Here is a 21,551-nt window from a genome sequence, read left to right as displayed (position 1 = left end):
TCGTTATTTGCTCCTTACTCTTTGTTCCTTGTTCCTTGTTCCTTACTCTTTACTCCTTGCTCTTTACTCCTCGCTTCTTACTCTACTTCTCAAACTTTTTATCCAATTCTCCTAAGGTAATGGTTTGGATTATTGGTTTGCCGCTTACACTAAAATTTGGTGTTTTGCAGGCGAAAAGTTCATCAATTAAAGTATTCATTTCCTCCTGTGCTAAAGCGGTGCCTGCTTTTATTGCACTGTTTTTAGCCAGTGTTCTGGCTAAGCTATCACGCTTAGTTAACTTCAGTTCTTGCTGAGAGTTTTTAAAACCTTCAATTAATTGTTCAAATAACTGTGTTTCGTTGATGTTGCTGCTACCCAGATCGACCGGAACACCTTCTACAACCAACGTATTTTTTCCAAATTCACGTACATCGAAACCTAAACTTTTTATATCATCCAGTAAACTTTTTGCCAGTTCAAAATCATTGGCGTTTAGGGTGATGGTTTGCGGAAATAAGCTTTGTTGCGATGCCCCTTTGCGATCATCTAAATGTACAAGAAATCGCTCATAAAGAATACGTTCATGTGCCATTTGTTGATCGATCACCATTAAGCCCGATTTGATTTGTGAAACGATGTAGCGATTGTGCAACTGCATGTATTGCTTCTGTTTCGTTTCTAAAATTGTCTCATCTGCATAAAAAGTGGTTTGTTCTACAACTGGTTGTTCGACAATTTCGTAAAGCGAGCCCCAATTTTTAGCACTCGGTTTGGCTTCATAATTTCTTGGCGATGAGGCATAACCTGATGTCGAACTGCTGTCGCTGGCAAAGGGATTAAAATCGGGATTAAAATTGATGCTTGGTGGAACAATATCCTCAACCGCTTTTTGCGTGATCATATTGCTAAAACCAGTTTCCTGATCAAAATCTAAAGTAGGTGAAATATTATACCTGCCGATGGAACGTTTTACCGCCGATTTCATAATCGCATAAATAGATTTCTCATCTAAGTACTTAATTTCCGTTTTGGTGGGATGAACGTTTACATCGATTTTCGATGGATCGATTTCGATAAACAACACATAAAGCGGGTAACTGTCATCAGGCAAAAGATCGTCGAATGCCGAACTCACCGCATGGTTAAGGTATGGGTCTTTTATGAAACGATTGTTTACAAAAAAGAATTGTTCGCCACGTGTTTTCTTGGCGAAAGCTGGCTTGCCAATATATCCTTTTAGGTTAATGATGGTCGTTTCTTCTTCAACTGGCACCAAACGTTCATTGTAATTGTTGCCAAAGAGATGTACAATACGTTGTTTTAAATTGCCTTTTGGAAGATTGAAAATCTCGGTACCATCATGATGCAGACTAAAAAACACACCTGGATGAGCCAAAGCCACCCGCTGAAATTCATCGATAATATGACGCATTTCTACCGGATTGCTTTTTAGAAAGTTCCGGCGGGCAGGCGTATTAAAAAACAGGTTTTTAATGGCAATCTGCGTTCCGGCAGGTGTGGCTACTGGTTCCTGAGCAGTTACCACAGCACCTTCAATGGAAATGCAGGTTCCGATTTCGTCTTCATGCCTGCGGGTTTTCATCTCTACTTGCGAAATTGCGGCGATGGAAGCCATGGCTTCACCACGAAAACCCATGGTGCGAATGGCGAACAAATCTTCGGCCTTTTTAACTTTCGAAGTAGCATGGCGTTCAAAGCACATTCGGGCATCGGTAACGCTCATTCCGCAGCCATTGTCTATAATCTGAATCAATGCTTTTCCAGCATCCTTTATCACCAGTTGAATTTTATCTGCGCCCGCATCAATTGAATTTTCTAGTAATTCTTTTACCGCAGAAGCAGGTCGTTGAACAACTTCTCCGGCAGCAATTTGATTGGCAACAGCATCAGGCAATAAGTGAATAATATCAGTCATGTATTAGGGCAAAGTGAATGTGCTAAATTATGTAAAATAAGCTTAAGGCTGACGATTTGTTTAAAACTCAACATGTAAATGACTTGGCGGTTTTGCCGTACGTTGGCAGCAGGAAGTGTGGAAAGGGGATGCAATCTCACTCGTTAAGCTGGTTTCTTTGGTTAGTATAATAACTTAACAACGTGAAAAAATTGCGGGCGACTGCCTAAACTGCTGCTTCATCGTCCATTTATCTTAAAGATTTAAAATGAAGTTCAGAAAATAGACGGCTTGTGCGTCATCTTGATTTTACAATCGCAAATGATTTCAATTTTCTATCTTTAACAGTATGAAATCCCTTTTATACATCCCATTGTTTGTTGCTTTATTTTCCTCTTGTGTTAAAAAAGAACAAGCCGACCTAATTGTTTACAATGCAGTTGTTTATACTGTTAACAATAGCTTCGATACCGTTGAGGCCTTTGCGGTAAAAAACGGAAAAATCCTGGCCACTGGCTCATCAAAAGATATTCAGGCAGAATATGAAGCCAAAGATGAGATTAATGCTGATGGAAAATCAGTTTACCCTGGTTTTATTGATGCACATGCACATTTTTTTGGCTACGGGCAAAGCTTGCAAACTGCTGACTTGCGTGAAACAAAATCATGGGGAGAGGTTTTAAAGCGACTGACCGATTTTGCAAAAACACATCCTGATGGATGGTTAATTGGCAACGGCTGGGATCAAAACGATTGGGATAATAAAGCTTTCCCAACAAATGAAAAATTAACCCAACTGTTTCCTAACCGGCCAGTGCTATTGAACAGAATTGATGGTCATGCTGCGGTGGTTAACCAAAAAGCTTTTGATGCCGCTGGAATAAAAGGCGAGCAAACACTGGTCGGTGGAGATATGCTCACCCAAAACGGAAAATTAACAGGCGTTTTAATTGATAATGCCGTGGGGTTGGTGGATCGCAAAATTCCATCGCCCGATGCAAAATTGGCAGAGAAAATTTTTACCGATGCACAGACAAATTGCTTTGCTGCCGGGTTAACCACCATTGACGATTGTGGCTTACCATTTCAGGCGGTAGATTTTATTGAAAAATTGCAGAAGGAAAATAAGTTAAAAATGCGTTTGTATGTGATGTTAGCCGATGAACAGCAAAATTATGACTATTTGTTTAAACGTGGGGCAATTAAAACCGATCGGCTGAATGTGCGTTCATTTAAGGTTTATGCCGATGGCGCATTGGGATCACGTGGTGCTTGCTTGTTGTATCCTTATAGTGATATGCCAACTAAAAGTGGTTTTTTATTAAGCACTCAGAAACATTTTGAAGCAGTGGCAGAAAAAATTGCAGCACATAATTTTCAAATGTGTACCCATGCCATAGGCGATTCGGCCAATCGCGTAATGCTTAATATCTACAATAAAGTGCTCAAAGGGAAAAACGATAAACGCTGGAGAATTGAACATGCACAGGTGGTAAACCCAGATGATTTCAGTCTGTTCGGGAAAGCCAATGTGATCCCATCTGTACAACCCACGCATGCCACTTCTGATATGTATTGGGCAGGGGAAAGGTTAGGCAAAAACAGGGTAAAAGATGCCTATGCCTATAAACAATTGTTAAAGCAAAACGGATGGATTCCGTTGGGGACAGATTTTCCGGTGGAAAACATTAATCCATTATTAACGTTTTATGCTGCAACAGTGAGGGCAGATGCAAAAGGCTTTCCGAAAGGAGGTTTTCAGATGGAAAATGCCCTAACGCCTGAAGAGGCATTGAGGGGAATGACCATTTGGGCTGCAAAAGCTAATTTTGAGGAAAATGAAAAAGGAAGTTTAGAAAAAGGAAAATTTGCCGATTTTGTGATCCTTGATCATGATATTTTGAAGTCGACACCTCAAAATATCTTAAAAACCAAAGTTTTAAAAACCTATTTGAACGGAGAAAAAGTATATGAAGCGAAATAGATTATTCATTCTGGCAGCAGCTAGTTTCTTTAATATTTTATGTTTAATGGCTTGTGCCCAGGAGCATGCAAACAACGAGAAAAAACTATCTATAGCCAATAGCATTAGCCAAAGCACCATCTTGCTGAATAATCAGGATGATATAGTTCCCTTAAAATCGCTGGATAAAAAAAATATTGCTTCGGTTAATTTAGGCTTTTCTTATAGTTTGATTTTTGATAGTCTGGCCAATAAGTACGATAAAGTGACCTCATTTTCTGCAGCATTATACAAAGACAGTGTAAACCTGAACAATCTTGAAGATGATTTGAAGTATTACAATACGGTTTTAATTTCTATTGATGATCAAAATTCGAATAATGCGAAGTACATTAATTTTATCAACAGCATTTCGAAAACAAAAGATGTGATTGTAGCGCTTTTTGGCAATGGGACGGCACTAAAATCATTTGATTTATTGCAGTCGCCAGTAATCTGGACCGCTCAGAATACCGCGGATGCCGCAGCCATTGTACCTCAGTATATTTTTGGTGGTATCGCGGCTGAAAATAAACTAACCAAAGCGTTTTCAGCAAAATACACTGTTGGATCAGGTTTTACAACCACTAAAACCCGTTTAAAATATACCGTTCCAGAAGATGCCGGCGTTAATTCCAATAACCTGAAAGAGATTGATGCGATAGCGGCAGAAACCATCCGTGAAAAAGCATCGCCAGGTTTAGTGGTTTTAGTGGCGAAAGATGGTAAAGTGATATTTAATAAAGCTTACGGTACGCATACTTATGATACAAATCTTCCAGATAAAGTAACTGACATTTTTGACCTGGCTTCGGTAACGAAAGTAACAGCCACCACACCTTCGGTGATGCGTTTATTCGAAGAAGGTAAGTTAAAGTTAGATACCAATATCGGGGCATATATTCCTAAAGCCCGCACCACGCCCATGAACAATATCAATGTTCGGGAGGTGATGTTGCATCAGGCAGGTTTCATCCCTTATATTCCTTTCCATAATTATGTAAAAGCGGGCGATTATAGTGTTGATTCTACAGTAGCTTTCCCGACTAAAGTTGCCGATGGTTACTACATTAAAAAAGATTTTTTTAGAGATTTTATGTGGCCAAAAATGCTCAATGCACCGATCAAAACCCGTGGGCAGTATGTATATAGCGACATCAGTATGTACGTGATGAAAGATATTGTAGAGCACATTAGCGAAGAGCCATTGAACCAATACACTTACGAGAATTTTTACAAACCCTTAGGAATGCAAACCGCAGGATTTTTACCGCGAAACCGCTTCAGCAGAGATCAAATTATTCCAACGGAACAAGATACTTATTTCAGAAAAACACTTTTGGTGGGTTATGTTCATGATCAGGGTGCAGCTTTAGCCGGTGGCATTTCCGGTCATGCGGGTTTATTTTCAAGCGCAAATGATTTAGCCATTATTTATCAAATGCTTTTAAACCGTGGTACGTATGGCGGAACGCAGTATTTCAAGCCAGAAACGGTTGATATGTTTACTTCAAAACAATCAAACATAAGTCGCCGTGGTTTAGGTTTCGATCGCTGGGATCCGGACAGCACAAAACATTATCCATCAAATCTGGCATCGCCACAAACTTATGGCCACACAGGTTATACAGGTACCTGCGTGTGGGTCGATCCATCAAGGGGTTTAGTTTATGTTTTCCTTTCCAATCGGGTTAATCCAACTGTTAGCGATAAGCTCGGAAACTTAAAAATCAGGGGCAGGATTCAGGATGTGATCAATAAAGCAATCGACGAATCGAAGAAATAATGTTCGTAACGATAAAAGTCCTCTTCCTCGAGGACTTTTATTGTTTTTACTCGTCATCTAACAAAGTGATGCAATCGGCAGCAAGGTTTTTAACTCTAACATCAAAATTCTTTAATGCTTCATTATTTTTTGAAGTTTGGTAGAGGTAAGTAATGATGCCTTTGGTTGAATCATCAGGGTCGCAGGCATAAGATTTTTCTAAATATGCGGCCGTTTTGGTGCTGAGTTTTTTGTAATCTTCTACCATTTTGCCGTAAATCACCACGTTCTTCGCATCTACGGCAGCGTTCATTTTTAAAATCATTGCCTGGCAATCTTTGAAATAATGGTTACCTAGCGCCAGGTATGGAACATAATAACCAGGCGTTAATTTAATGCTTTTTTCATAATATGGCACAGCGGCTGCCATCTGGTCGTTCTCTTCATAAAGCCTTGCTAAATGATAAGTTACGCTGGCCAATTGCTTTTGATTTAATTCATCAGCTCTTTTAATAAGCTCTTCAGCCATTTGAATTGCTTTAGGTTTTTGGGTGTCTGTCATTCTAATTTGCAGAAAGTCCCAATAAACATCTTTAATGCTTTTCGTTTGCGAGAAAGAGATGTGATAGGCCGATAAAAGGATAAAAAGAGTTAAGAAGCGTTTTCTCATGAATTTAAATTTTGGCTGAAGATAGTAATATGCTGCTAGAATTTTAGCTTGGTTGGCAAAGATATCAACTTATAGAAAAACTAAAGGATTTTAACTTTTGTGTACATCTTTAAATTTGATCATATCGAATAACCTTTGTTCTTTTTCATTGTCAAATCCACATGTGCTTTTAAATTCTTTTGGATTTTCGTAAGTGCCAAAAAGCATATCCCACCAAACAATATCGCTGTAGTTATTGCTGTGTTTTTCATATTGATGATGGATACGATGCATCTCCGGTCGCTGGAAAATATAGCCAATCCATTGCGGCGTTTTCACATTGGTATGATAGAAAAACTCACCTAATGCGGTGCATAAAGTATAAATTGCTCCAGCTTCAGGGTTTAAGCCTAATAGAGTATAAACCAACAGACTCCCAATAATGGAATTAACAGTCATTTCTAAGGGGTGTTTATAAAACGATGTAATTACCTCCAAACGTTGCGGACTGTGATGAATTTGATGAAATCCTAACCATAAAAAATCAACTGTATGCCTCCAGCGATGCCACCAGTAAAAAATGAATGTAGCAATGAAATAGGCAATAACTCCTCCGAGCCAGTTGGGTACAAATTGAGATAACTCAAACACAGACACTGAAGAAAACCATTTCTCCCAGGTGAAGCCTGCTAAAACCACAATGCTGAGTTGGATGAAATTGACGCCCAGAACCCTGATCGTCCATGTAGAAACGTTTGGTAATTTCCAACCTGGTTTAATTCTTTCAAGAAGAAAGCAAAAACCGAATACAATAAAAATAATGACTAACATAGATTTGAAATTTGTTTATCAAATCTATTAGCTGTTGTTTGGCTGGCTTTTGACAAAAGTCAAAAAATTATTTTTGCTTTCTAATTCTGCTTAAGGTTTCTTGAGAAATCCCTAAATAAGAGGCGATGTGGCCTAAGGAAACCCGTTGAAAAAGTTGGGGATTGCGATCCAATAAGTTTTGATACCGTTCTTTGGCGCTTAACATCCGCAATTCATTCGCTTGTATTTCATTACGCATGTGATAAAATTCCGTTAACTTCCTTCCAGAAAAGTTGAATTCCATATATTGCAAGTATAACTCATCCAGTTTATCTCTTTTCACAGCGATGAGTGTACAGTCTTCTAAAGTTTCAATATATTCGAAACTAGGCTTGCCAGTGTAAAAGCTGTAAACTGAAATTAAAAGCTCGTTTTCAAACAAAAACCAGGTATTTGTTTCTTTGCCCTCTTTATTAAGGTAGAATATCCTGGCTGCTCCACTTACAATAAAATAGATGGTATTGCTTCTTTCACCAACACTTAAAAGCTTCACTTTTTTGCCAACCTTAATAATTTCGCTATTGGCGATGATGGCTGTTTTAATTTCTTCTTTTAAGGGGTAGAGGTTATTAAAAAGGCTGAACAGATTTTCGTAATTTGAAGCACGCAAGTGATCGACCATAAATTTTTGCTATTAAATTGATAACGCTAATTTATAGATCACCGTTTTTAATTCTGCTGTATCCCGGTCTTCGCAAAGCAAAAATTCTACTCCCGAATTGGTTTCCTGGTATAATGAAATTCCTTCAAATTTATGGGATCCCGAAATTCGATGTGAAAAATTAAGTTTTAGCGATTTCAAATCAATACTGCCAATAAAACTGCCTAAAATTTCACCATCTGCATAAGTAGATTTGGTATCTTCTGCCGTTGAGATGAAAAATATGGCGTTGTTCACCATTACAGCATCTGTAAATGTTGATTCAACATGGTTAATGTTGGGTAATCTAAATGGCTTAAACTCGATTTTTGTCGCATTCGCCAAATCTGCATTAAATATCTGGAACAATCCGTTCTTGCCATCACTTCCATTTCCCCGGTTAAATAATATCCAATGTTCGCCAGTAAAAACAGCTCCTTCAATATTTAAATTGTCATCATCAACATTAGCGATAGCCTTCATTTTACGATAAGTTTCCGTTAAATCTTTGAGCACAATCCGCCCTGATTTTGGTTCAAATGCAATTAACGAATTTCTTTTTGCAGTAGATCCTGAACCCAGCATATAAAACTGATCGGCATATTGGCAAAGCACTTCAAAATCTGGCTTTTGCACTTTAGGAATGTTTTCGAGGCTTTGAAATTTATCGCCAGATAAAATCTGGATTTTTCTTAGCTTGTTGTTTTTCAGATGGTATTCATTTAAAAATCCGCTATTGTCGCCAATAATGTAAAGTAAATTTGGCTGGTAGATCATTCCTGAAGCAGAACCAATGCCTTGAATTTCTCTGAATATTTCCAAATGGACTGAATGCATAATTTAAAGTAACAAAAAAAGCATCGATTTAATCGATTCTTTTCTATTTCAAATCTGGACTATGGTTTCTGACTCAGAACTTCCGACTCAAGACTTCTGACTCAGGACTTCCACCTCCAACTATTTTTTCAATCCAATTTCTCTTAATCTTTCGTCCAAATATTCACCTGCAGTCATATCGCTATAGGCTTTTGGATGTTCGGCATCAATGGTTGAAGGCAAACTCGTCAAGTCCATATCGCTGCGTGGATGAAGGAAAAATGGAACTGAAAAACGTGAGGTTTTCATGAGTTCACGAGGTGGGTTCACCACCCTGTGCGTAGTTGATTTTAATTTGTTGTTGGTTAAACGTTGCAACATATCGCCAACATTTACAACGATATCAGTATGGTGTGCTTTAATTGGCAACCATTCATTGCTGCGGGTTAAAACTTCTAAACCATCGGCACTGGCACCAATTAATAAAGTAATCAGGTTAATGTCTTCATGTGCACCGGCACGAACGGCATCATCAGGAATCAATTCCGGATTTTCAATAGGGAAGTAGTGAATTCCCCTCAAAATTGAATTTCCATTGTGTACATGTTTATCAAAATAATCAACAGGCAATTCTAAATAAGTTGCAATGGCACGTAATAAATGCGTTCCGTTTTCCTGTAATTTTTTGTAGATGTCGCCTGTAACTTTGTTAAATTCTGGTAACTCTTCCAAAACTTCGTTATCAGGATACTCGTCTTTCACTGGGTCGCCATCGGTAACTTCCTGGCCGATTTGCCAGAATTCTTTTAAATCGGGTGTTTTGGCACCTTTAGCGGTTTCCTTACCTGCACTGGTGTAGCCGCGTTGACCAGCCAGTTCCGGTTTTTCGTATTTCCGTTTGGTTTCTACCGGAAGTGAAAAAGCTGCTTTGATGTTTTCATAAAGCTTATCAATTAATTCCTGACTTAAACCATGGTTGGTAATGGTTACAAAACCCGAATCGTTGAAGGCTCTGCCCAATTCATCAGAAAATTTTTTACGTTCTTCTTCAGTTCCATTGATGTAAGAACCCAAATCCAAACAAGGAATATACGGTGTAGACATAATTTTATTTTTAATGTTGTACGAATTTAAAAAAGAATTGTTAATAAGTATGGATGGACGAGATATTATGGCTTTAAAAAATTAATAAACAGTATTTTAAGTTATTAACATAAACAAAGAAATTTATGAAATGTTAGGTTTGTCATGTAAAATCCATTATTGGTTGAATGGAAACTAGGATAAGTTTTATTTCGTAATATAGATACTGAGTTTGAGAGGTCTCGCTCATAAATTCAACACACACAACATGAAACGAATAATTTTAATTTTATTGTCGGTTTTAGCATTAAACCAGGCACAGGCGCAAGGCAAAAAAACAGAAAAGGCAACTTTTGGTATGGGTTGTTTTTGGTGTACGGAAGCCATTTTTCAACGATTGAAAGGAGTAACGGCAGTAAAATCTGGTTATGAAGGAGGGCGTTTAGCCAATCCAATTTACGAAGAGGTTTGCACAGGGGCCACTGGTCATGCAGAAGTTTTGGAAATTACTTACAATCCAATGGTAATTTCTTATGATGAATTACTGGAAGTTTTTTGGAAAAGCCATGATCCAACAACTTTAAACCGCCAGGGTGCAGATTCAGGAACACAATATAGATCAGTAGTTTTTTATCACAATGCAGAACAAAAAGCTTTGGCTGATAAATATAAAGCGGAGCTGAACAAAACCAATGCGTTTGGAAAACCAGTGGTTACGGCTGTTGAAGCTGCAAAACCTTTTTATGTAGCGGAGAACTATCATCAGAATTATTACTTGAAAAATGGTAGTGAGCCTTATTGCAGAGCGGTCATTTTACCAAAAATGCAAAAGCTTGAAAAGATTTTTAAAGCGAAGCTGAAGAATTAGTATTCGCATATTGCTAAAAGGCTATTCTTTTTTCGTTTAGAAGCATAGTTATTAGTGCTTTTGCAAATCGGAGATTGCCACAAACATACCGATTGAAGGATCGGAGATGTTTTCGCAATGACGTTAAGGGTAGGGAAGTCACGTATTACCAATACACTCGTCATTGCGAGAAACGATTTTTCATCGTTTCGTGGCCATCTCACAACAGCTTTTTTTTACAGAATACGAATCTAGTTTTGCATTTTTCTTTTCATGGCTCAAAACTTTGTTTAATAAACCGTATTGAAGCGATATCCCCCGATTTTTTCTTCATCGGGGATTTAGCGAAAAGACGGGCTGCATTTTCCGATTTGCACTTCAGCACCTTTCCAAATCCTTATTTTAATTTACAAATTGTCAATTAAGCGCCCGGGCAATTAAACAATGAAGCATTTCTGAAACTTTACGTTGGTAAATATTACATTTGCAGTATGAATACTGGCTTACAGCTTTATAATACGCTTTCACGCAAAAAAGAAATTTTTCAACCGCTAAACGCAGCCCATGTGGGGATGTATGTTTGTGGTCCTACCGTATATAGCGATGTGCATTTAGGCAACTGTCGCACTTTTATCTCTTTCGATTTAATTTTTAGATACCTGAAATATTTAGGTTTTAAGGTGCGTTATGTGCGCAACATTACCGATGCCGGCCATTTGGAAGGCGATCGTGATGAGGGCGATGACAAGTTTGCGAAACGTGCTAAACTGGAGCAACTGGAGCCAATGGAAATTGTACAAAAATACACTTTGGGGTTCCACGATGTACTGCGGATGTTTAATACATTGCCGCCAAGCATTGAGCCAACTGCTACCGGGCATATTATTGAGCAAATTGAGATGATTAAAGTAATCATTGCCAATGGTTACGGATATGAGGTGGATGGAAACGTTTATTTCGATGTAGAGAAATATAGTAAAGAATATAATTACACGATTTTAACCAATCGTAACCTTGAAGATATGTTAAATAACACCCGTGAATTGGGTGGCCAGGATGAAAAACGCGGCAGATTAGATTTTGCGCTTTGGATTAAAGCAAAACCTGAAACTTTGATGCAGTGGCAATCGCCCTGGGGCATGGGTTTTCCAGGCTGGCATATCGAATGTTCGGCCATGAGCGCTAAATATTTGGGTGATGAATTTGATATTCATGGCGGCGGAATGGATTTGGCGGCAACACACCATACCAATGAAATTGCCCAATCGGAAGCTTGCAGCCACAAACAGCCTGCCCGTTATTGGATGCATACCAATATGCTTACGGTAAACGGAACGCGTATGTCGAAATCTGCAGGAAATGGTTTTCTTCCTTTAGAATTATTTACAGGTGCGCATCCACTTCTGAAAAAGGGTTATAGCCCGATGACGGTTAAGTTCTTTATGTTGCAGGCACATTACAGAAGTACTTTAGATTTTTCTAACGATGCACTTGATGCTTCCGAAAAAGGTTTCCGCAGGTTAATGGCGGCAGCAGGATTACTGGATAAACTGACCGTTTCTGAGCAAAACGATTTCGATATTGATGCATTGAAAGAGAAATGTATCGCTGCAATGAACGACGATTTTAACAGTCCGATTTTGATTGCAGAACTGTTTGAAGCAGTAAGGATTATCAATACGGTTTATGATGGTAAAGCAAAAATCTCTGCTGAATCATTAGAAAAATTGAAAGCGTTGATCAATGATTTTGTTTTTGATATCCTGGGTTTAAAAGATGAGGATGCAGGTAGCAATGATTTGAATGGTGTTTTGGAAATGGTGATCGATTTGCGTACCGAAGCTAAGGCCAACAAAGATTATGCTACATCAGATAAAATTAGAATCGGCTTACAGGAGTTAGGCATCCAGTTAAAAGATAGTAAAGAAGGAACTACCTGGAGTAAGGCTTAAGCTCATTGAGCGTCTGTATTCGAGCGTCTTGGTTTTATCATCACTGTATTAATTGCTGATTTTGATTAAGGCGTAGGTTAGTTTTTAACTGAAATTTTAAAAATGAATAAACACATTTTATTCCTGTCTCTAATCTTATTATTGGGATTTCAGGCTTGTAAAAATAAATCCAACCAAACGACGGAAAATGACGGAGATGCTGTTGTTAAATTAGTATCGCCGGCGTTTAATGCGGACAGTGCTTATCAATATGTGAAAGCTCAGGTTGATTTCGGACCGCGAATTCCTGGTACGGCTGCCCATCAAAAGTGTGCTGATTATCTGGTTTTGAAATTGAAGTCGTTCGGTGCGGATGTAAAAATTCAGGGTGAAAAAACCCAAACTTATGATGGAAAAACATTCCCGCTCAAAAATATTTTGGCCAGTTTTAATCCTGAAATTAAAACCCGTGTGTTAATTAGTGCGCATTGGGATGCCCGACCGTTTTCAGATCAGGATGCTGATCCTGTCAATCAAACTAAAGCATTTGATGCGGCAAACGATGGTGGGAGTGGGGTAGGTGTAATTTTGGAAATGGCTCGCCAGATTCAGCAAAAGGCTCCAAATGTAGGGATTGATTTTGTGCTGTGGGATTTGGAAGATTATGGTAAATCTAATGATGAAACGCCAAATGAAACCACCTGGTGTTTAGGGTCACAGTTTTGGGCTAAAAACGCCATTGCAACAGGTTACAAAGCTGCTTACGGCATCAATCTGGATATGGTTGGCGGTGGAAATGCCCAATTTACACAAGATGAGATTTCCCGTCAGTCGGCACCCGAGGTAGTTAATCGGGTATGGGATATTGGAAACGAAATTGGCTATGCCTCTTATTTTGTCCGTATTCCAAGTGGAAATATTGTTGATGATCATTTCTGGATGAATAAAGCGGGTGTGCCGTCAATCGATATCCTGCATTATAATGATAACAGTGGCTTCTATATCAACTGGCATACACAATTGGATAACCTGGCCAACATTGATAAAAATACGTTAAAAGCAGTTGGACAAACCGTACTCGAAACCATCTATAGGGAAAAATAAAATGTGTAATTGTTAATTACTTTTAAAAGCACAACCTTCAAAAAATTTTATATTCGCCAAACATATATCTATAACTCATAATGAAACACTTATTTTCTACTGCAATATTATCTCTTTTGGCCATTGGTGCATTTGCACAGAAGAATGACGGAACTACAAAATCGCTGGTAAACGCAGAAAAAGACTTCGCAAAAGCTATTGCAAAAAACGGAGATAAAGAATCTTACCTTGAATATTCATTAGCAAGTGCTTTGGTTTTCAGACCAAATCCGGTAAATGTAAAAACGTTCTATAATGCACAAAGCAAAGGTGAAAATGCAGTAAGCTGGGAGCCAAACCTGGCAAAAGTTTCCCGTAGCGGAGATTTGGGTTTCACCACTGGTCCTTATACGCTTGATGGCGCAAAAAAGAAATACGGACAATATTTGTCTATCTGGAAAGCAGAAAATGGCAAATGGAAGTTAGCGATAGATGTTGCTACCTCAAGCAACAAACCTTTAGATAAGGTAATGCCGAAATTTGTAGAACCTAAAGATCATGTTGCCCCAAAATTCTTAAACGAAAAAGAACTTAAAGCAGGCAAAGATATTATTACCACAACTGAAAAAACGCTTAACACGTTGCTTAAAACTCATGGAATTGCGGCTTTTGGTGGTTTCTTAACTGAAGATGCCCGTTTGCTGTTTCCTGGCAATGAAGCCATCAATGGTAAAGGTAAAATCATCTCGTTTTACAATGGCATGATTAGTAAAATTAACTTGAAAACTACTGGTGTAGATAAAGCAATTGGAAGTGATTTAGCTTATACTTATGGTGTAGCCACTATTGATTATAAAGCTGATTTACGCGAAAGCTTTAATTATGTTTTTGTTTACGAGAAAGCTGCTGATGCAAGCTGGAACCTAATTGTTCAGGCATTTGTACCTGCTGATCGATAGATTAATAATGTGAATTGAAAAGGGCTCTCTCAAAAAAGAAAGCCCTTTTTTATTGCGGTAATTTTGCTTAAGCAATTTCGGGTTTATTTCGCCCGCCGGTTTGAATGTTAAAATATGCATTGTTTTTGTGCTACAAAAAATATCAGAATTAATCATTTTGCGTTTTATGTTTATGAATAAAAAATTACATCTCTTAGTTGCGCTACTATTAATCTTCATACAAGTTTCTGCCCAAAAGAAAAAGTTTGATATACAGGGTAAAGCCGGTGCCCGTGGCATTATGCCCGAAAATACTGTCGAAGGAATGCTTAAGGCTTTAGATTTAGGCGTTACAACCCTGGAAATGGATGCTGTGATCTCAAAAGATAAGAAGGTGGTTTTATCACAAGAGCCTTACTTTAACAATGAAATTTCTTTAATGCCCAACGGAAAACCCATTTCTCTGAAAGACCAAAAGAAATATAACATTTACAAAATGGATTATGATGAGGTTAAAAAGTTCGATGTGGGGAGTAAAGTTCACAGTCGTTTTCCTGGTCAGGTTAAATTTAAAGCTTACAAACCTTTGCTTGAAGAAACGATTGATGCAGCAGAGGCTTATGTAAAAGATAAGAAACTATCGAAGCCGGTGTATAGCATTGAAACCAAAACCATTAAAAATGGCGATAATGATTTTCATCCGGAACCTGCTGAATTTGTGGAATTGATTATGGAAATCGTAAACGCAAAAAAGATTTCGAAACGTGTAATTATCCAGTCTTTTGATATGCGGACATTGCAATACCTGAATGAAAAATATCCTAAAATACAAACTTCGCTGTTGATTGATGAGAAAGAGCCTTTTGAAGATTATATCGATAAATTGGGATTCAAACCATCCATTTACAGTCCGTATTCGGTTCTGGTTGGAAAAGGATTGGTTGATCGCTGCCACGCCATGGGCATTAAAATTATCCCATGGACAGTAAATAGCCTGAAAGATATTAAGTATTTTATGAGTTTAGGTGTAGATGGTGTGATTACCGATTTTCCAAACCTGATGGGGCAATTAAAATAAATTGAAACATAAAAAAAGCGTTCTAATTAGTTTTAGAACGCTTTGTTATGTTTTGTAATCAGCTTAGTGATGCGATGATTCTGCTTCTTCAGCTTTTGAATGTGGTTTCTCTGTTTCGTGGTGACCTGAACCTTCTGGTGCGTGAACAAAGATTGGTCTAGTGAAAGCCACAAGAAGAATTAAAACAATAATCCAAGCTGTTAATGGTAATGCCCAAATGCCTTTTGTTTGCTGAACTGGTGCGTGTGAATCGTGAGCTGACATGTTAAATATTTTTATTTTGAAAATTATGCGTTGTAATTGCGATAAAGATAAGAACTATTTTAAAATTAACGTACGGATTTGTTATTCTTTAACGGCTAAGGCAGATAATGTTTTGACCCTTATCCTTGCAAATTATAAATCATTGCCTTTGCGCTTTCTATTTTGTTTTTAATGCGATTTTGATGTTCCTGAAGTTGGCTTTGTTCATCCAAAGCCGCATTAAACTGTTCAGCCTTTTTAAAATAATACCTCGCTTTTTCATATTGCTGTTGTTGCTCTGCATTCAATCCTAAATCTTGGTAAATGTGTGCCACACAAACACCCGCAGTATTTAATGCCTTTTCCGCAATTTGATCTATAAGTTTATTCATCTTTAAAGTGATGACCAATTTCAGATAAGGTTCCCAAACATCCGGAAATTCTGGTTCAAGCTCAGTACATCTTTTAAAATAGTAACCAGCTGTTTTATAATCCTTAAAGTGATGATAATGTAGGTTCCCAATTTGAAAATATGCTCTCGCATATTCCTCATCGAAAGCAATAATTTCTTTAAAATATTGATGTGCTTTAGGCAATTCGCCCCAATGCAATTCTTCAATGGCCTGCAGATATTTTTCCTCTACAGTTGTATAAATGTCCATAATGGATATGTTTTCGTAAGCAAGCGCTTACTAATTGAATAATTTTTTGATTTTGTAATACGATTTTTTAGGGTTTTGAGACCACTAAATCTTTACGGATTGGAACTTGAAATCATACGAATACCCAAGCCCCTAATGCCAAAAGACAGGCAAAGGTTTGTTGTTGAGGTATGTAGTTGACGTAGCATTTCTGTAAATTATGTTACAAAGATATTTATTTTGACAGATTTACAAAATATTTGATTGATTATGCTGATGTGACATGGGCAAGGTAAACGATGCAATAACTCAGCATGCAGACTGCGCTATTGTAATTTGGCATTGTAAAAATATTTTGCGGTTGTTGGTTTGTATTTATTTTTTTAGCAGCAATTAGCCAGCAAACAAAGGAAATGCCTATGTCAAAAAAATCAAATCTGCCATTTGTAAATTGAAACAGTTGAGAAAATTCCAGGCCAATAGCATACATTAGTGGAATGTAAACGCAATGGATTCTCTTATTAAAAAGCATTAAATAAAATTCCTTTGAGGTTAATGTGATGCTGAATACCCATAATCCCTCAGGTAGTGAATAAATGATATGTTTGTTAAGTGGCAGGGATGATCTGATTATTGTTTTCAAATCTTCATATTCGGTAACCGAAACAAATTGAATGATGATCTGGTTGATCAATGTTTTGTCGGTTCTGTAGAAAACATAAATAAAAAGGCTAAATAAAAGGGAGAAGATAATATACCAGTAATGTTTTCTCAAGGCTTTTTATAAATTAAAATTTTAAAGTAGGATAATGGCTGTAGCTTAATCTCTCGTTCCAGTTCAAAACAGCGAATGGTTTCGAAATCTTCCATGAAAAATAAAGATTTCAAATGAAAAATACCAGAAAACAAATTAAACAACCGATCTAATTTCCCCAAAATATTATTCGGGGTAAAATGGTTTAAGATGAGTAATTTGCCATTAGGTTTGAGTACCCTCAAGCATTCTGATAATAGTTTTTCGGGTTGATCGGCAACAGCAATGACGTGAGATAGCACAACATAATCAAACCTCGCGTCGGCAAATTCAAGGTGTTCGCCATTCATTTGATGCAAACTAATTCGACTAGGTGCATTTTTTCGGGCAAGCTTCAACATCGCATCCGATAGCTCTATTCCGGTGATCTGATGAGTTTTATAAGCACTAAAATGTGAGCCATTTCCAACACCAATTTCCAGTAGGTTTCCATCGGGTAATTGATTGATTTCTTTGAAAAACCTGTTCTTCTGGGGTTTTAGAAATACATCAACCAAAGGATACAGCACTGCAAATCTGTTATAAAATTTTGTTTGGGCACTCAAAACGCTAGTTGTTAAATTGAATTAATGCATTTTCAATCTGGCGCCTATGCCTTAAAATATGAACAATTGCGTGTTCCATCATTTGTTCTACATCATATTGTTGGCCCCATTTCGCGTTTATTTTTTTTGAAGAATCAAGTTCTTCCAAAGGAATATATGGGTTTTGAATGAAAACGTTTTCAGCATAGCTGATGGCTTCATTCAATCTGGAAATGTATAAATCTACATGATTATATTGTATTTTCAATGGCCTTTCCGTTTCCAAACCAATCGAGTTTTCAATGTAAACGGCATAACTGAAAATGGATGAGGTTACATGGGTTAAAATCGTTTGAATTGAAATACAATCTGGATTGGCGCTTTTTGGCACAATCGTTTTAACGAGTATAGCTGAGTTAATTGGTTTAATCACCTCAATTAAATCATTTAATGCCTTTTTATATTCGTCCATCAATGCGGCAAATGCCCCGGAAAGTTTTTCATTATTTACCATCGAGTAAATTTAATCGCTTTTGGTTAAATAGAAATTAATTAGTCAGATCTATAATTGCGATCGCCAATGGTAAATAGGTTAGCAAAAGTATATTTATGAAATCTTTTCGATTTTGCCCACGATTAATAAATATTAAAATCAGAAATATCAATGTTGTAAGCAACATGGCAAAGAGCATCAAAATGACCAAAAAACCGTTTGCAGCGCCACAACTTCCTCGTGGGTATTCAGCAACCCTGTGGAAAAAGCTAAAGCAAAAAATCCAAAGCGCAAAATAAGGCGACAAACTGATGAGCGAAATTTTCTGCCTTTTAACGAAGTCAAAGTTACTTATTAAAGTTTTCATGAATAAATGATATTTGCAAACTTTAATACTTTAATTTGTTTTTGGTAACCCAATTAGAATTGTTTAGGTTTTAACTTTTGGCTGGCCAGTTCAACAACATCTGTAATTCTTTTGGCTTTGGTTTCCGGGCGTTTAGCAAAAGCGATCCATTGCAGAATGGCTTTCCTAATTGATCTACTCAAACTCATAAAAAATACTTTTGCCTCTGGTTTCCTGCTGAATTCGGATTCCAAATCATCGGGTATAAATAGTTCTTCCACTTCATCCAAAATCGTCCATGAGCCATTTTCTTTTGCCTTAGCAATACTTTTATAACCGGATTCAGTCATCAGTCCGGCCTCAATTACTGTTGAAACTTTTGCTTTATTTATTTTAGACCAGGTACTTTTTACTTTTCTTTTCGTGAAAAATTGAATATAGCGTTCATGATCCATTGATTTTCTGATACCGTCAATCCATCCAAAACATAAAGCTTCGTCAACAGCTTCGCTCCATGATATTGTTGGAACATTGGCGCTCTTTTTATACTGAACAAGCCAGACAGCTTGTTTAGAAATATGATTTTCTGTTAACCATAATCTCCACGCTTGTCGGCTTGTCGGATAGAAAGTTTCAATTTCTTCACTTATCATAGCTTTTTAGGCATTGAATTGTCTCAAATGATGATCAAAATGTTTCCACTGCATGGTTGCCCATTCTGTTGGTGTAAGTTTACCAAAAAAAGCGTGAATATTGGTGGTGCATTTTTCCGGGCCTCCCTCCGCAAATTGTTTAACTTGTTTGATTACTTTAGCTTTTTCCTCCTCGAAATCAGGATTGCCATTAATGATATAACTTTGATCCGTAGCGGAATTTTTAGGAAAAGGTTTTTCGCCAAAAAAAGTAGGTTTTAATAATTTGCCGAAGAGCCTTGCAACTAGTCCAACTCTTTCAGATGAAGTGATGCCCATCGCCGTTTCTAAAGAAGCATTGCAATGCGCCAGCATTTGGTTGACATTCATTTTGCCCCACTGTTTTGGTGCATCGGGAGATAATTTTTCCAGTCTGGATAGGATTTGAGCGGTATCGCTTGGATTAAAAAGATTGTTCATTTCTTGATGATTTACGTTTATACTGCAAAGTTAAAACGCCTATTGACAGCCCTGTGTCAGGGGTGTAAATCAATTAGGAAAATTTATCAAAAAATTGTTGTAAAGTGAGTGGGTGGGGACTGAATTTTTCGTTTAGCACCTCGAGTTTCTGAATACGATCTAGACGGAAATATCTGAATTCTTTACGTAACCGGCACCACGCCACCAGCAACCAGTTTTGAGTGCTTAACAAAGCAAACGGTTCTATGAACCTGCTAGATGATTTCCCATTTTCATTAACGTATTTTACCTCAACCAAACGAAAATTTGTAAGTGCGAACTGTAAATCAGATAAGTTGTTGCTGCTGCGTTCATTGTTGAAGTTTTCCGCAAACCTGGTGCGCTCGGTAAGCAGATTGGCCTTATCTTTCTGGCTATGCTTTAACACCGCTTTTATTTTTTCTATAGCTTCGGCGTAATCCTTTATAAAAGAAGTGTCTTTATTTTTTAGGACCAGTTGTTCGGCAAGAATAAGTGCATTGGCCTGGTTTTCGGTAAACATAATGGGCGGGATTCGGTATCCTTCCATTAATGAATATCCTTTGCCATCTTCCATCAAAATCGGTACGCCAGCCTTTTCTAAGGCTTTAATGTCACGATAGATGGTTCTGATACTCACGCCAAATTTGCTTGCCAACTCTGGCGCAGTTAAAAGCCTTTTCGTTTGAAATTGCGTTACAATAGCAGTTAATCTGGAAAGGCGTTTGGTATCGTGATCAGGCATTACCTAAATTTAGCCAATTGTATTAATCTTAACCAAAAAGAATTGAATATGGATTATAACAAATCTTTAATGATCTTTTCGATCGATAATCCTTCGGCCTCAGCACGGTAATTTCTAACGATACGGTGGCGAAGAATAGGTTCGGCAACCGCCTGCACATCTTCAATATCAGGTGCATATTTACCTGAAATGGCAGCATGGCATTTTGCGCCCAATACTAAGAACTGTGAAGCCCTTGGTCCGGCACCCCAACTGATGTATTTGTTTACCGCATCTGTTGCAAACTCACTGTTCGGACGAGTTTTTGAAGCCAGTTTAACGGCATATTCTAAAACATTATCCGTTACCGGGATGTCACGAATCAGCTTTTGGAAAAACTGAATATCATCTGCATGAATAATTTTTTCGAGCTGGATGGTTTTATTGCTCGTTGTGTTTTTTACAATATTCAATTCATCTGCAAATGCAGGATAATTCAATTGAATGTTGAACATGAAACGATCTAATTGTGCCTCAGGTAAAGGGTAAGTTCCTTCCTGCTCAATCGGATTTTGTGTAGCCAAAACGAAAAAAGGTTTTGGTAGGGTATGGGTTAATCCGGCTGCGGTAACCGATTTCTCTTGCATGGCTTCTAAAAGCGCAGCTTGGGTTTTTGGAGGCGTACGGTTAATCTCGTCAGCCAAAATAATGTTTGAAAAAACAGGCCCTTTAATAAACTTAAAATGCCTGTCTTCTCCTAATATTTCAGCACCGATAATGTCGCTTGGCATTAAATCGGGTGTAAATTGAATCCGGTTGAAATCTAAATCTAAAACCGAAGCAACAGTTTGAACGAGTAGCGTTTTTGCCAATCCTGGTACGCCAACCAGCAAACAATGTCCGTTGCTAAAAATGGCGATTAAAACGGATTTAATGATATCATCTTGTCCAACTACAACCTTACCAATTTCGGTTTTAATTTTATTAAAGGTAAGGTGTAAGGCATCAACGGCTTCTACTTCGTTTTTATACTGCAT

At 37.7% G+C, this 21,551-nt stretch carries 21 protein-coding genes; 7 read left to right on the top strand and 14 right to left on the bottom strand.

Translation table 11 applies throughout. From position 1 onward, the window contains the following. Positions 1-82: 82 nt before the first annotated feature. Positions 83-1,918 carry a DNA mismatch repair endonuclease MutL gene (mutL, locus tag R2Q70_RS00715; protein ID WP_316805777.1) on the bottom strand — a complete coding sequence of 612 codons (1,836 nt, stop codon included), beginning with the start codon at positions 1,916-1,918 and terminating at the stop codon, positions 83-85. A gap of 328 nt (positions 1,919-2,246) precedes the next feature. Here mutL and R2Q70_RS00710 point away from each other — a divergent pair, with 328 nt between their 5' ends. Together R2Q70_RS00710 and R2Q70_RS00705 are read left to right on the top strand one after the other, a co-directional pair. Next, positions 2,247-3,881: an amidohydrolase gene (locus tag R2Q70_RS00710; protein WP_316805776.1), complete on the top strand. Its 1,635-nt coding sequence runs from the start codon at positions 2,247-2,249 to the stop codon at positions 3,879-3,881. Beyond that, the gene (locus tag R2Q70_RS00705) at positions 3,868-5,685 is read left to right on the top strand and encodes a serine hydrolase domain-containing protein (RefSeq protein ID WP_316805775.1); all 1,818 of its coding nucleotides are present in this window, start codon (positions 3,868-3,870) and stop codon (positions 5,683-5,685) included. Before R2Q70_RS00710 ends, R2Q70_RS00705 begins: the two co-directional genes overlap by 14 nt. Before the next feature lie 46 nt (positions 5,686-5,731). On the opposite strand, the gene R2Q70_RS00700 is transcribed toward R2Q70_RS00705, so the two are convergent. From R2Q70_RS00700 to R2Q70_RS00680, 5 genes are all read right to left on the bottom strand, one after another. Then, positions 5,732-6,334, bottom strand: coding sequence for a hypothetical protein (locus R2Q70_RS00700; RefSeq protein ID WP_316805774.1), 603 nt, complete (start codon positions 6,332-6,334; stop codon positions 5,732-5,734). A gap of 90 nt (positions 6,335-6,424) precedes the next feature. Beyond that, a complete protein-coding gene (locus tag R2Q70_RS00695; protein ID WP_316805773.1) occupies positions 6,425-7,144 on the bottom strand; it encodes a sterol desaturase family protein in 720 nt (239 codons plus the stop codon). A gap of 67 nt (positions 7,145-7,211) precedes the next feature. Beyond that, positions 7,212-7,805, bottom strand: a complete 594-nt coding sequence (locus R2Q70_RS00690; RefSeq protein ID WP_316805772.1) for a Crp/Fnr family transcriptional regulator — start codon at positions 7,803-7,805, stop codon at positions 7,212-7,214. A 12-nt stretch (positions 7,806-7,817) separates the two neighbouring features. After that, positions 7,818-8,660: a DUF6929 family protein gene (locus R2Q70_RS00685; protein WP_316805771.1), complete on the bottom strand. Its 843-nt coding sequence runs from the start codon at positions 8,658-8,660 to the stop codon at positions 7,818-7,820. Between the two features lie 120 nt (positions 8,661-8,780). Next, complete coding sequence (locus R2Q70_RS00680) at positions 8,781-9,743, bottom strand: isopenicillin N synthase family dioxygenase (protein ID WP_316805770.1); 963 nt, start codon at positions 9,741-9,743, stop codon at positions 8,781-8,783. Positions 9,744-9,990: 247 nt separating this feature from the next. On the opposite strand from R2Q70_RS00680, the gene msrA reads away from it, so the two are divergent. The 5 genes from msrA (at position 9,991) to R2Q70_RS00655 (ending at position 15,599) form a co-directional block, all read left to right on the top strand. Continuing rightward, positions 9,991-10,590, top strand: coding sequence for a peptide-methionine (S)-S-oxide reductase MsrA (msrA, locus tag R2Q70_RS00675; RefSeq protein WP_316805769.1), 600 nt, complete (start codon positions 9,991-9,993; stop codon positions 10,588-10,590). A gap of 470 nt (positions 10,591-11,060) precedes the next feature. Then, entirely contained in the window at positions 11,061-12,521 is a 1,461-nt protein-coding gene (cysS, locus tag R2Q70_RS00670) for a cysteine--tRNA ligase (RefSeq protein ID WP_316805768.1), read from the top strand. A gap of 102 nt (positions 12,522-12,623) precedes the next feature. Continuing rightward, entirely contained in the window at positions 12,624-13,604 is a 981-nt protein-coding gene (locus R2Q70_RS00665) for a M28 family peptidase (RefSeq protein WP_316805767.1), read from the top strand. 80 nt (positions 13,605-13,684) lie between these two features. Beyond that, positions 13,685-14,542: a nuclear transport factor 2 family protein gene (locus R2Q70_RS00660; RefSeq protein WP_316805766.1), complete on the top strand. Its 858-nt coding sequence runs from the start codon at positions 13,685-13,687 to the stop codon at positions 14,540-14,542. Between the two features lie 172 nt (positions 14,543-14,714). Beyond that, entirely contained in the window at positions 14,715-15,599 is an 885-nt protein-coding gene (locus tag R2Q70_RS00655; RefSeq protein WP_316805765.1) for a glycerophosphodiester phosphodiesterase family protein, read from the top strand. 63 nt (positions 15,600-15,662) lie between these two features. Here the strand turns inward: R2Q70_RS00655 and R2Q70_RS00650 are convergent, their stop codons facing one another. From R2Q70_RS00650 to R2Q70_RS00615, 8 genes are all read right to left on the bottom strand, one after another. Continuing rightward, positions 15,663-15,863 (bottom strand): hypothetical protein, encoded by a 201-nt coding sequence (locus R2Q70_RS00650; RefSeq protein ID WP_147302501.1) that lies wholly within the window; start codon positions 15,861-15,863, stop codon positions 15,663-15,665. Between the two features lie 119 nt (positions 15,864-15,982). Further along, positions 15,983-16,504, bottom strand: coding sequence for a hypothetical protein (locus R2Q70_RS00645; protein WP_316805764.1), 522 nt, complete (start codon positions 16,502-16,504; stop codon positions 15,983-15,985). A 750-nt stretch (positions 16,505-17,254) separates the two neighbouring features. Next, on the bottom strand, positions 17,255-17,842 hold the full coding sequence (locus R2Q70_RS00640; protein ID WP_316805763.1) for a class I SAM-dependent methyltransferase: 588 nt from the start codon (positions 17,840-17,842) through the stop codon (positions 17,255-17,257). A 4-nt stretch (positions 17,843-17,846) separates the two neighbouring features. Then, complete coding sequence (locus tag R2Q70_RS00635) at positions 17,847-18,335, bottom strand: DinB family protein (protein WP_316805762.1); 489 nt, start codon at positions 18,333-18,335, stop codon at positions 17,847-17,849. Between the two features lie 399 nt (positions 18,336-18,734). After that, positions 18,735-19,313 carry a YdeI/OmpD-associated family protein gene (locus R2Q70_RS00630; protein ID WP_316805761.1) on the bottom strand — a complete coding sequence of 193 codons (579 nt, stop codon included), beginning with the start codon at positions 19,311-19,313 and terminating at the stop codon, positions 18,735-18,737. Positions 19,314-19,319: 6 nt separating this feature from the next. Continuing rightward, complete coding sequence (locus tag R2Q70_RS00625) at positions 19,320-19,772, bottom strand: DUF1569 domain-containing protein (protein ID WP_316805760.1); 453 nt, start codon at positions 19,770-19,772, stop codon at positions 19,320-19,322. Between the two features lie 73 nt (positions 19,773-19,845). Further along, positions 19,846-20,535, bottom strand: coding sequence for a YafY family protein (locus tag R2Q70_RS00620; protein ID WP_316805759.1), 690 nt, complete (start codon positions 20,533-20,535; stop codon positions 19,846-19,848). A 53-nt stretch (positions 20,536-20,588) separates the two neighbouring features. After that, the gene (locus R2Q70_RS00615; RefSeq protein ID WP_316805758.1) at positions 20,589-21,551 is read right to left on the bottom strand and encodes a MoxR family ATPase; all 963 of its coding nucleotides are present in this window, start codon (positions 21,549-21,551) and stop codon (positions 20,589-20,591) included.

This window comes from Pedobacter agri, from assembly GCF_032678665.1.
GTDB lineage: Bacteria > Bacteroidota > Bacteroidia > Sphingobacteriales > Sphingobacteriaceae > Pedobacter > Pedobacter agri_A.
Note: the sequence above shows the minus strand (reverse complement) of the source record. Positions and strands in the feature narration are given on the sequence as shown.

What these genes read in the sequence shown, in the direction of transcription:
- mutL (WP_316805777.1), bottom strand. Translation starts at nt 1,918, where the DNA reads ATGACTGATATTATTCACTTATTGCCTGATGCTGTTGCCAATCAAATT.
- R2Q70_RS00710 (WP_316805776.1), top strand. Translation starts at nt 2,247, where the DNA reads ATGAAATCCCTTTTATACATCCCATTGTTTGTTGCTTTATTTTCCTCT.
- R2Q70_RS00705 (WP_316805775.1), top strand. Translation starts at nt 3,868, where the DNA reads ATGAAGCGAAATAGATTATTCATTCTGGCAGCAGCTAGTTTCTTTAAT.
- R2Q70_RS00700 (WP_316805774.1), bottom strand. Translation starts at nt 6,334, where the DNA reads ATGAGAAAACGCTTCTTAACTCTTTTTATCCTTTTATCGGCCTATCAC.
- R2Q70_RS00695 (WP_316805773.1), bottom strand. Translation starts at nt 7,144, where the DNA reads ATGTTAGTCATTATTTTTATTGTATTCGGTTTTTGCTTTCTTCTTGAA.
- R2Q70_RS00690 (WP_316805772.1), bottom strand. Translation starts at nt 7,805, where the DNA reads ATGGTCGATCACTTGCGTGCTTCAAATTACGAAAATCTGTTCAGCCTT.
- R2Q70_RS00685 (WP_316805771.1), bottom strand. Translation starts at nt 8,660, where the DNA reads ATGCATTCAGTCCATTTGGAAATATTCAGAGAAATTCAAGGCATTGGT.
- R2Q70_RS00680 (WP_316805770.1), bottom strand. Translation starts at nt 9,743, where the DNA reads ATGTCTACACCGTATATTCCTTGTTTGGATTTGGGTTCTTACATCAAT.
- msrA (WP_316805769.1), top strand. Translation starts at nt 9,991, where the DNA reads ATGAAACGAATAATTTTAATTTTATTGTCGGTTTTAGCATTAAACCAG.
- cysS (WP_316805768.1), top strand. Translation starts at nt 11,061, where the DNA reads ATGAATACTGGCTTACAGCTTTATAATACGCTTTCACGCAAAAAAGAA.
- R2Q70_RS00665 (WP_316805767.1), top strand. Translation starts at nt 12,624, where the DNA reads ATGAATAAACACATTTTATTCCTGTCTCTAATCTTATTATTGGGATTT.
- R2Q70_RS00660 (WP_316805766.1), top strand. Translation starts at nt 13,685, where the DNA reads ATGAAACACTTATTTTCTACTGCAATATTATCTCTTTTGGCCATTGGT.
- R2Q70_RS00655 (WP_316805765.1), top strand. Translation starts at nt 14,715, where the DNA reads ATGAATAAAAAATTACATCTCTTAGTTGCGCTACTATTAATCTTCATA.
- R2Q70_RS00650 (WP_147302501.1), bottom strand. Translation starts at nt 15,863, where the DNA reads ATGTCAGCTCACGATTCACACGCACCAGTTCAGCAAACAAAAGGCATT.
- R2Q70_RS00645 (WP_316805764.1), bottom strand. Translation starts at nt 16,504, where the DNA reads ATGGACATTTATACAACTGTAGAGGAAAAATATCTGCAGGCCATTGAA.
- R2Q70_RS00635 (WP_316805762.1), bottom strand. Translation starts at nt 18,335, where the DNA reads ATGGTAAATAATGAAAAACTTTCCGGGGCATTTGCCGCATTGATGGAC.
- R2Q70_RS00630 (WP_316805761.1), bottom strand. Translation starts at nt 19,313, where the DNA reads ATGATAAGTGAAGAAATTGAAACTTTCTATCCGACAAGCCGACAAGCG.
- R2Q70_RS00625 (WP_316805760.1), bottom strand. Translation starts at nt 19,772, where the DNA reads ATGAACAATCTTTTTAATCCAAGCGATACCGCTCAAATCCTATCCAGA.
- R2Q70_RS00620 (WP_316805759.1), bottom strand. Translation starts at nt 20,535, where the DNA reads ATGCCTGATCACGATACCAAACGCCTTTCCAGATTAACTGCTATTGTA.
- R2Q70_RS00615 (WP_316805758.1), bottom strand. Translation starts at nt 21,551, where the DNA reads ATGCAGTATAAAAACGAAGTAGAAGCCGTTGATGCCTTACACCTTACC.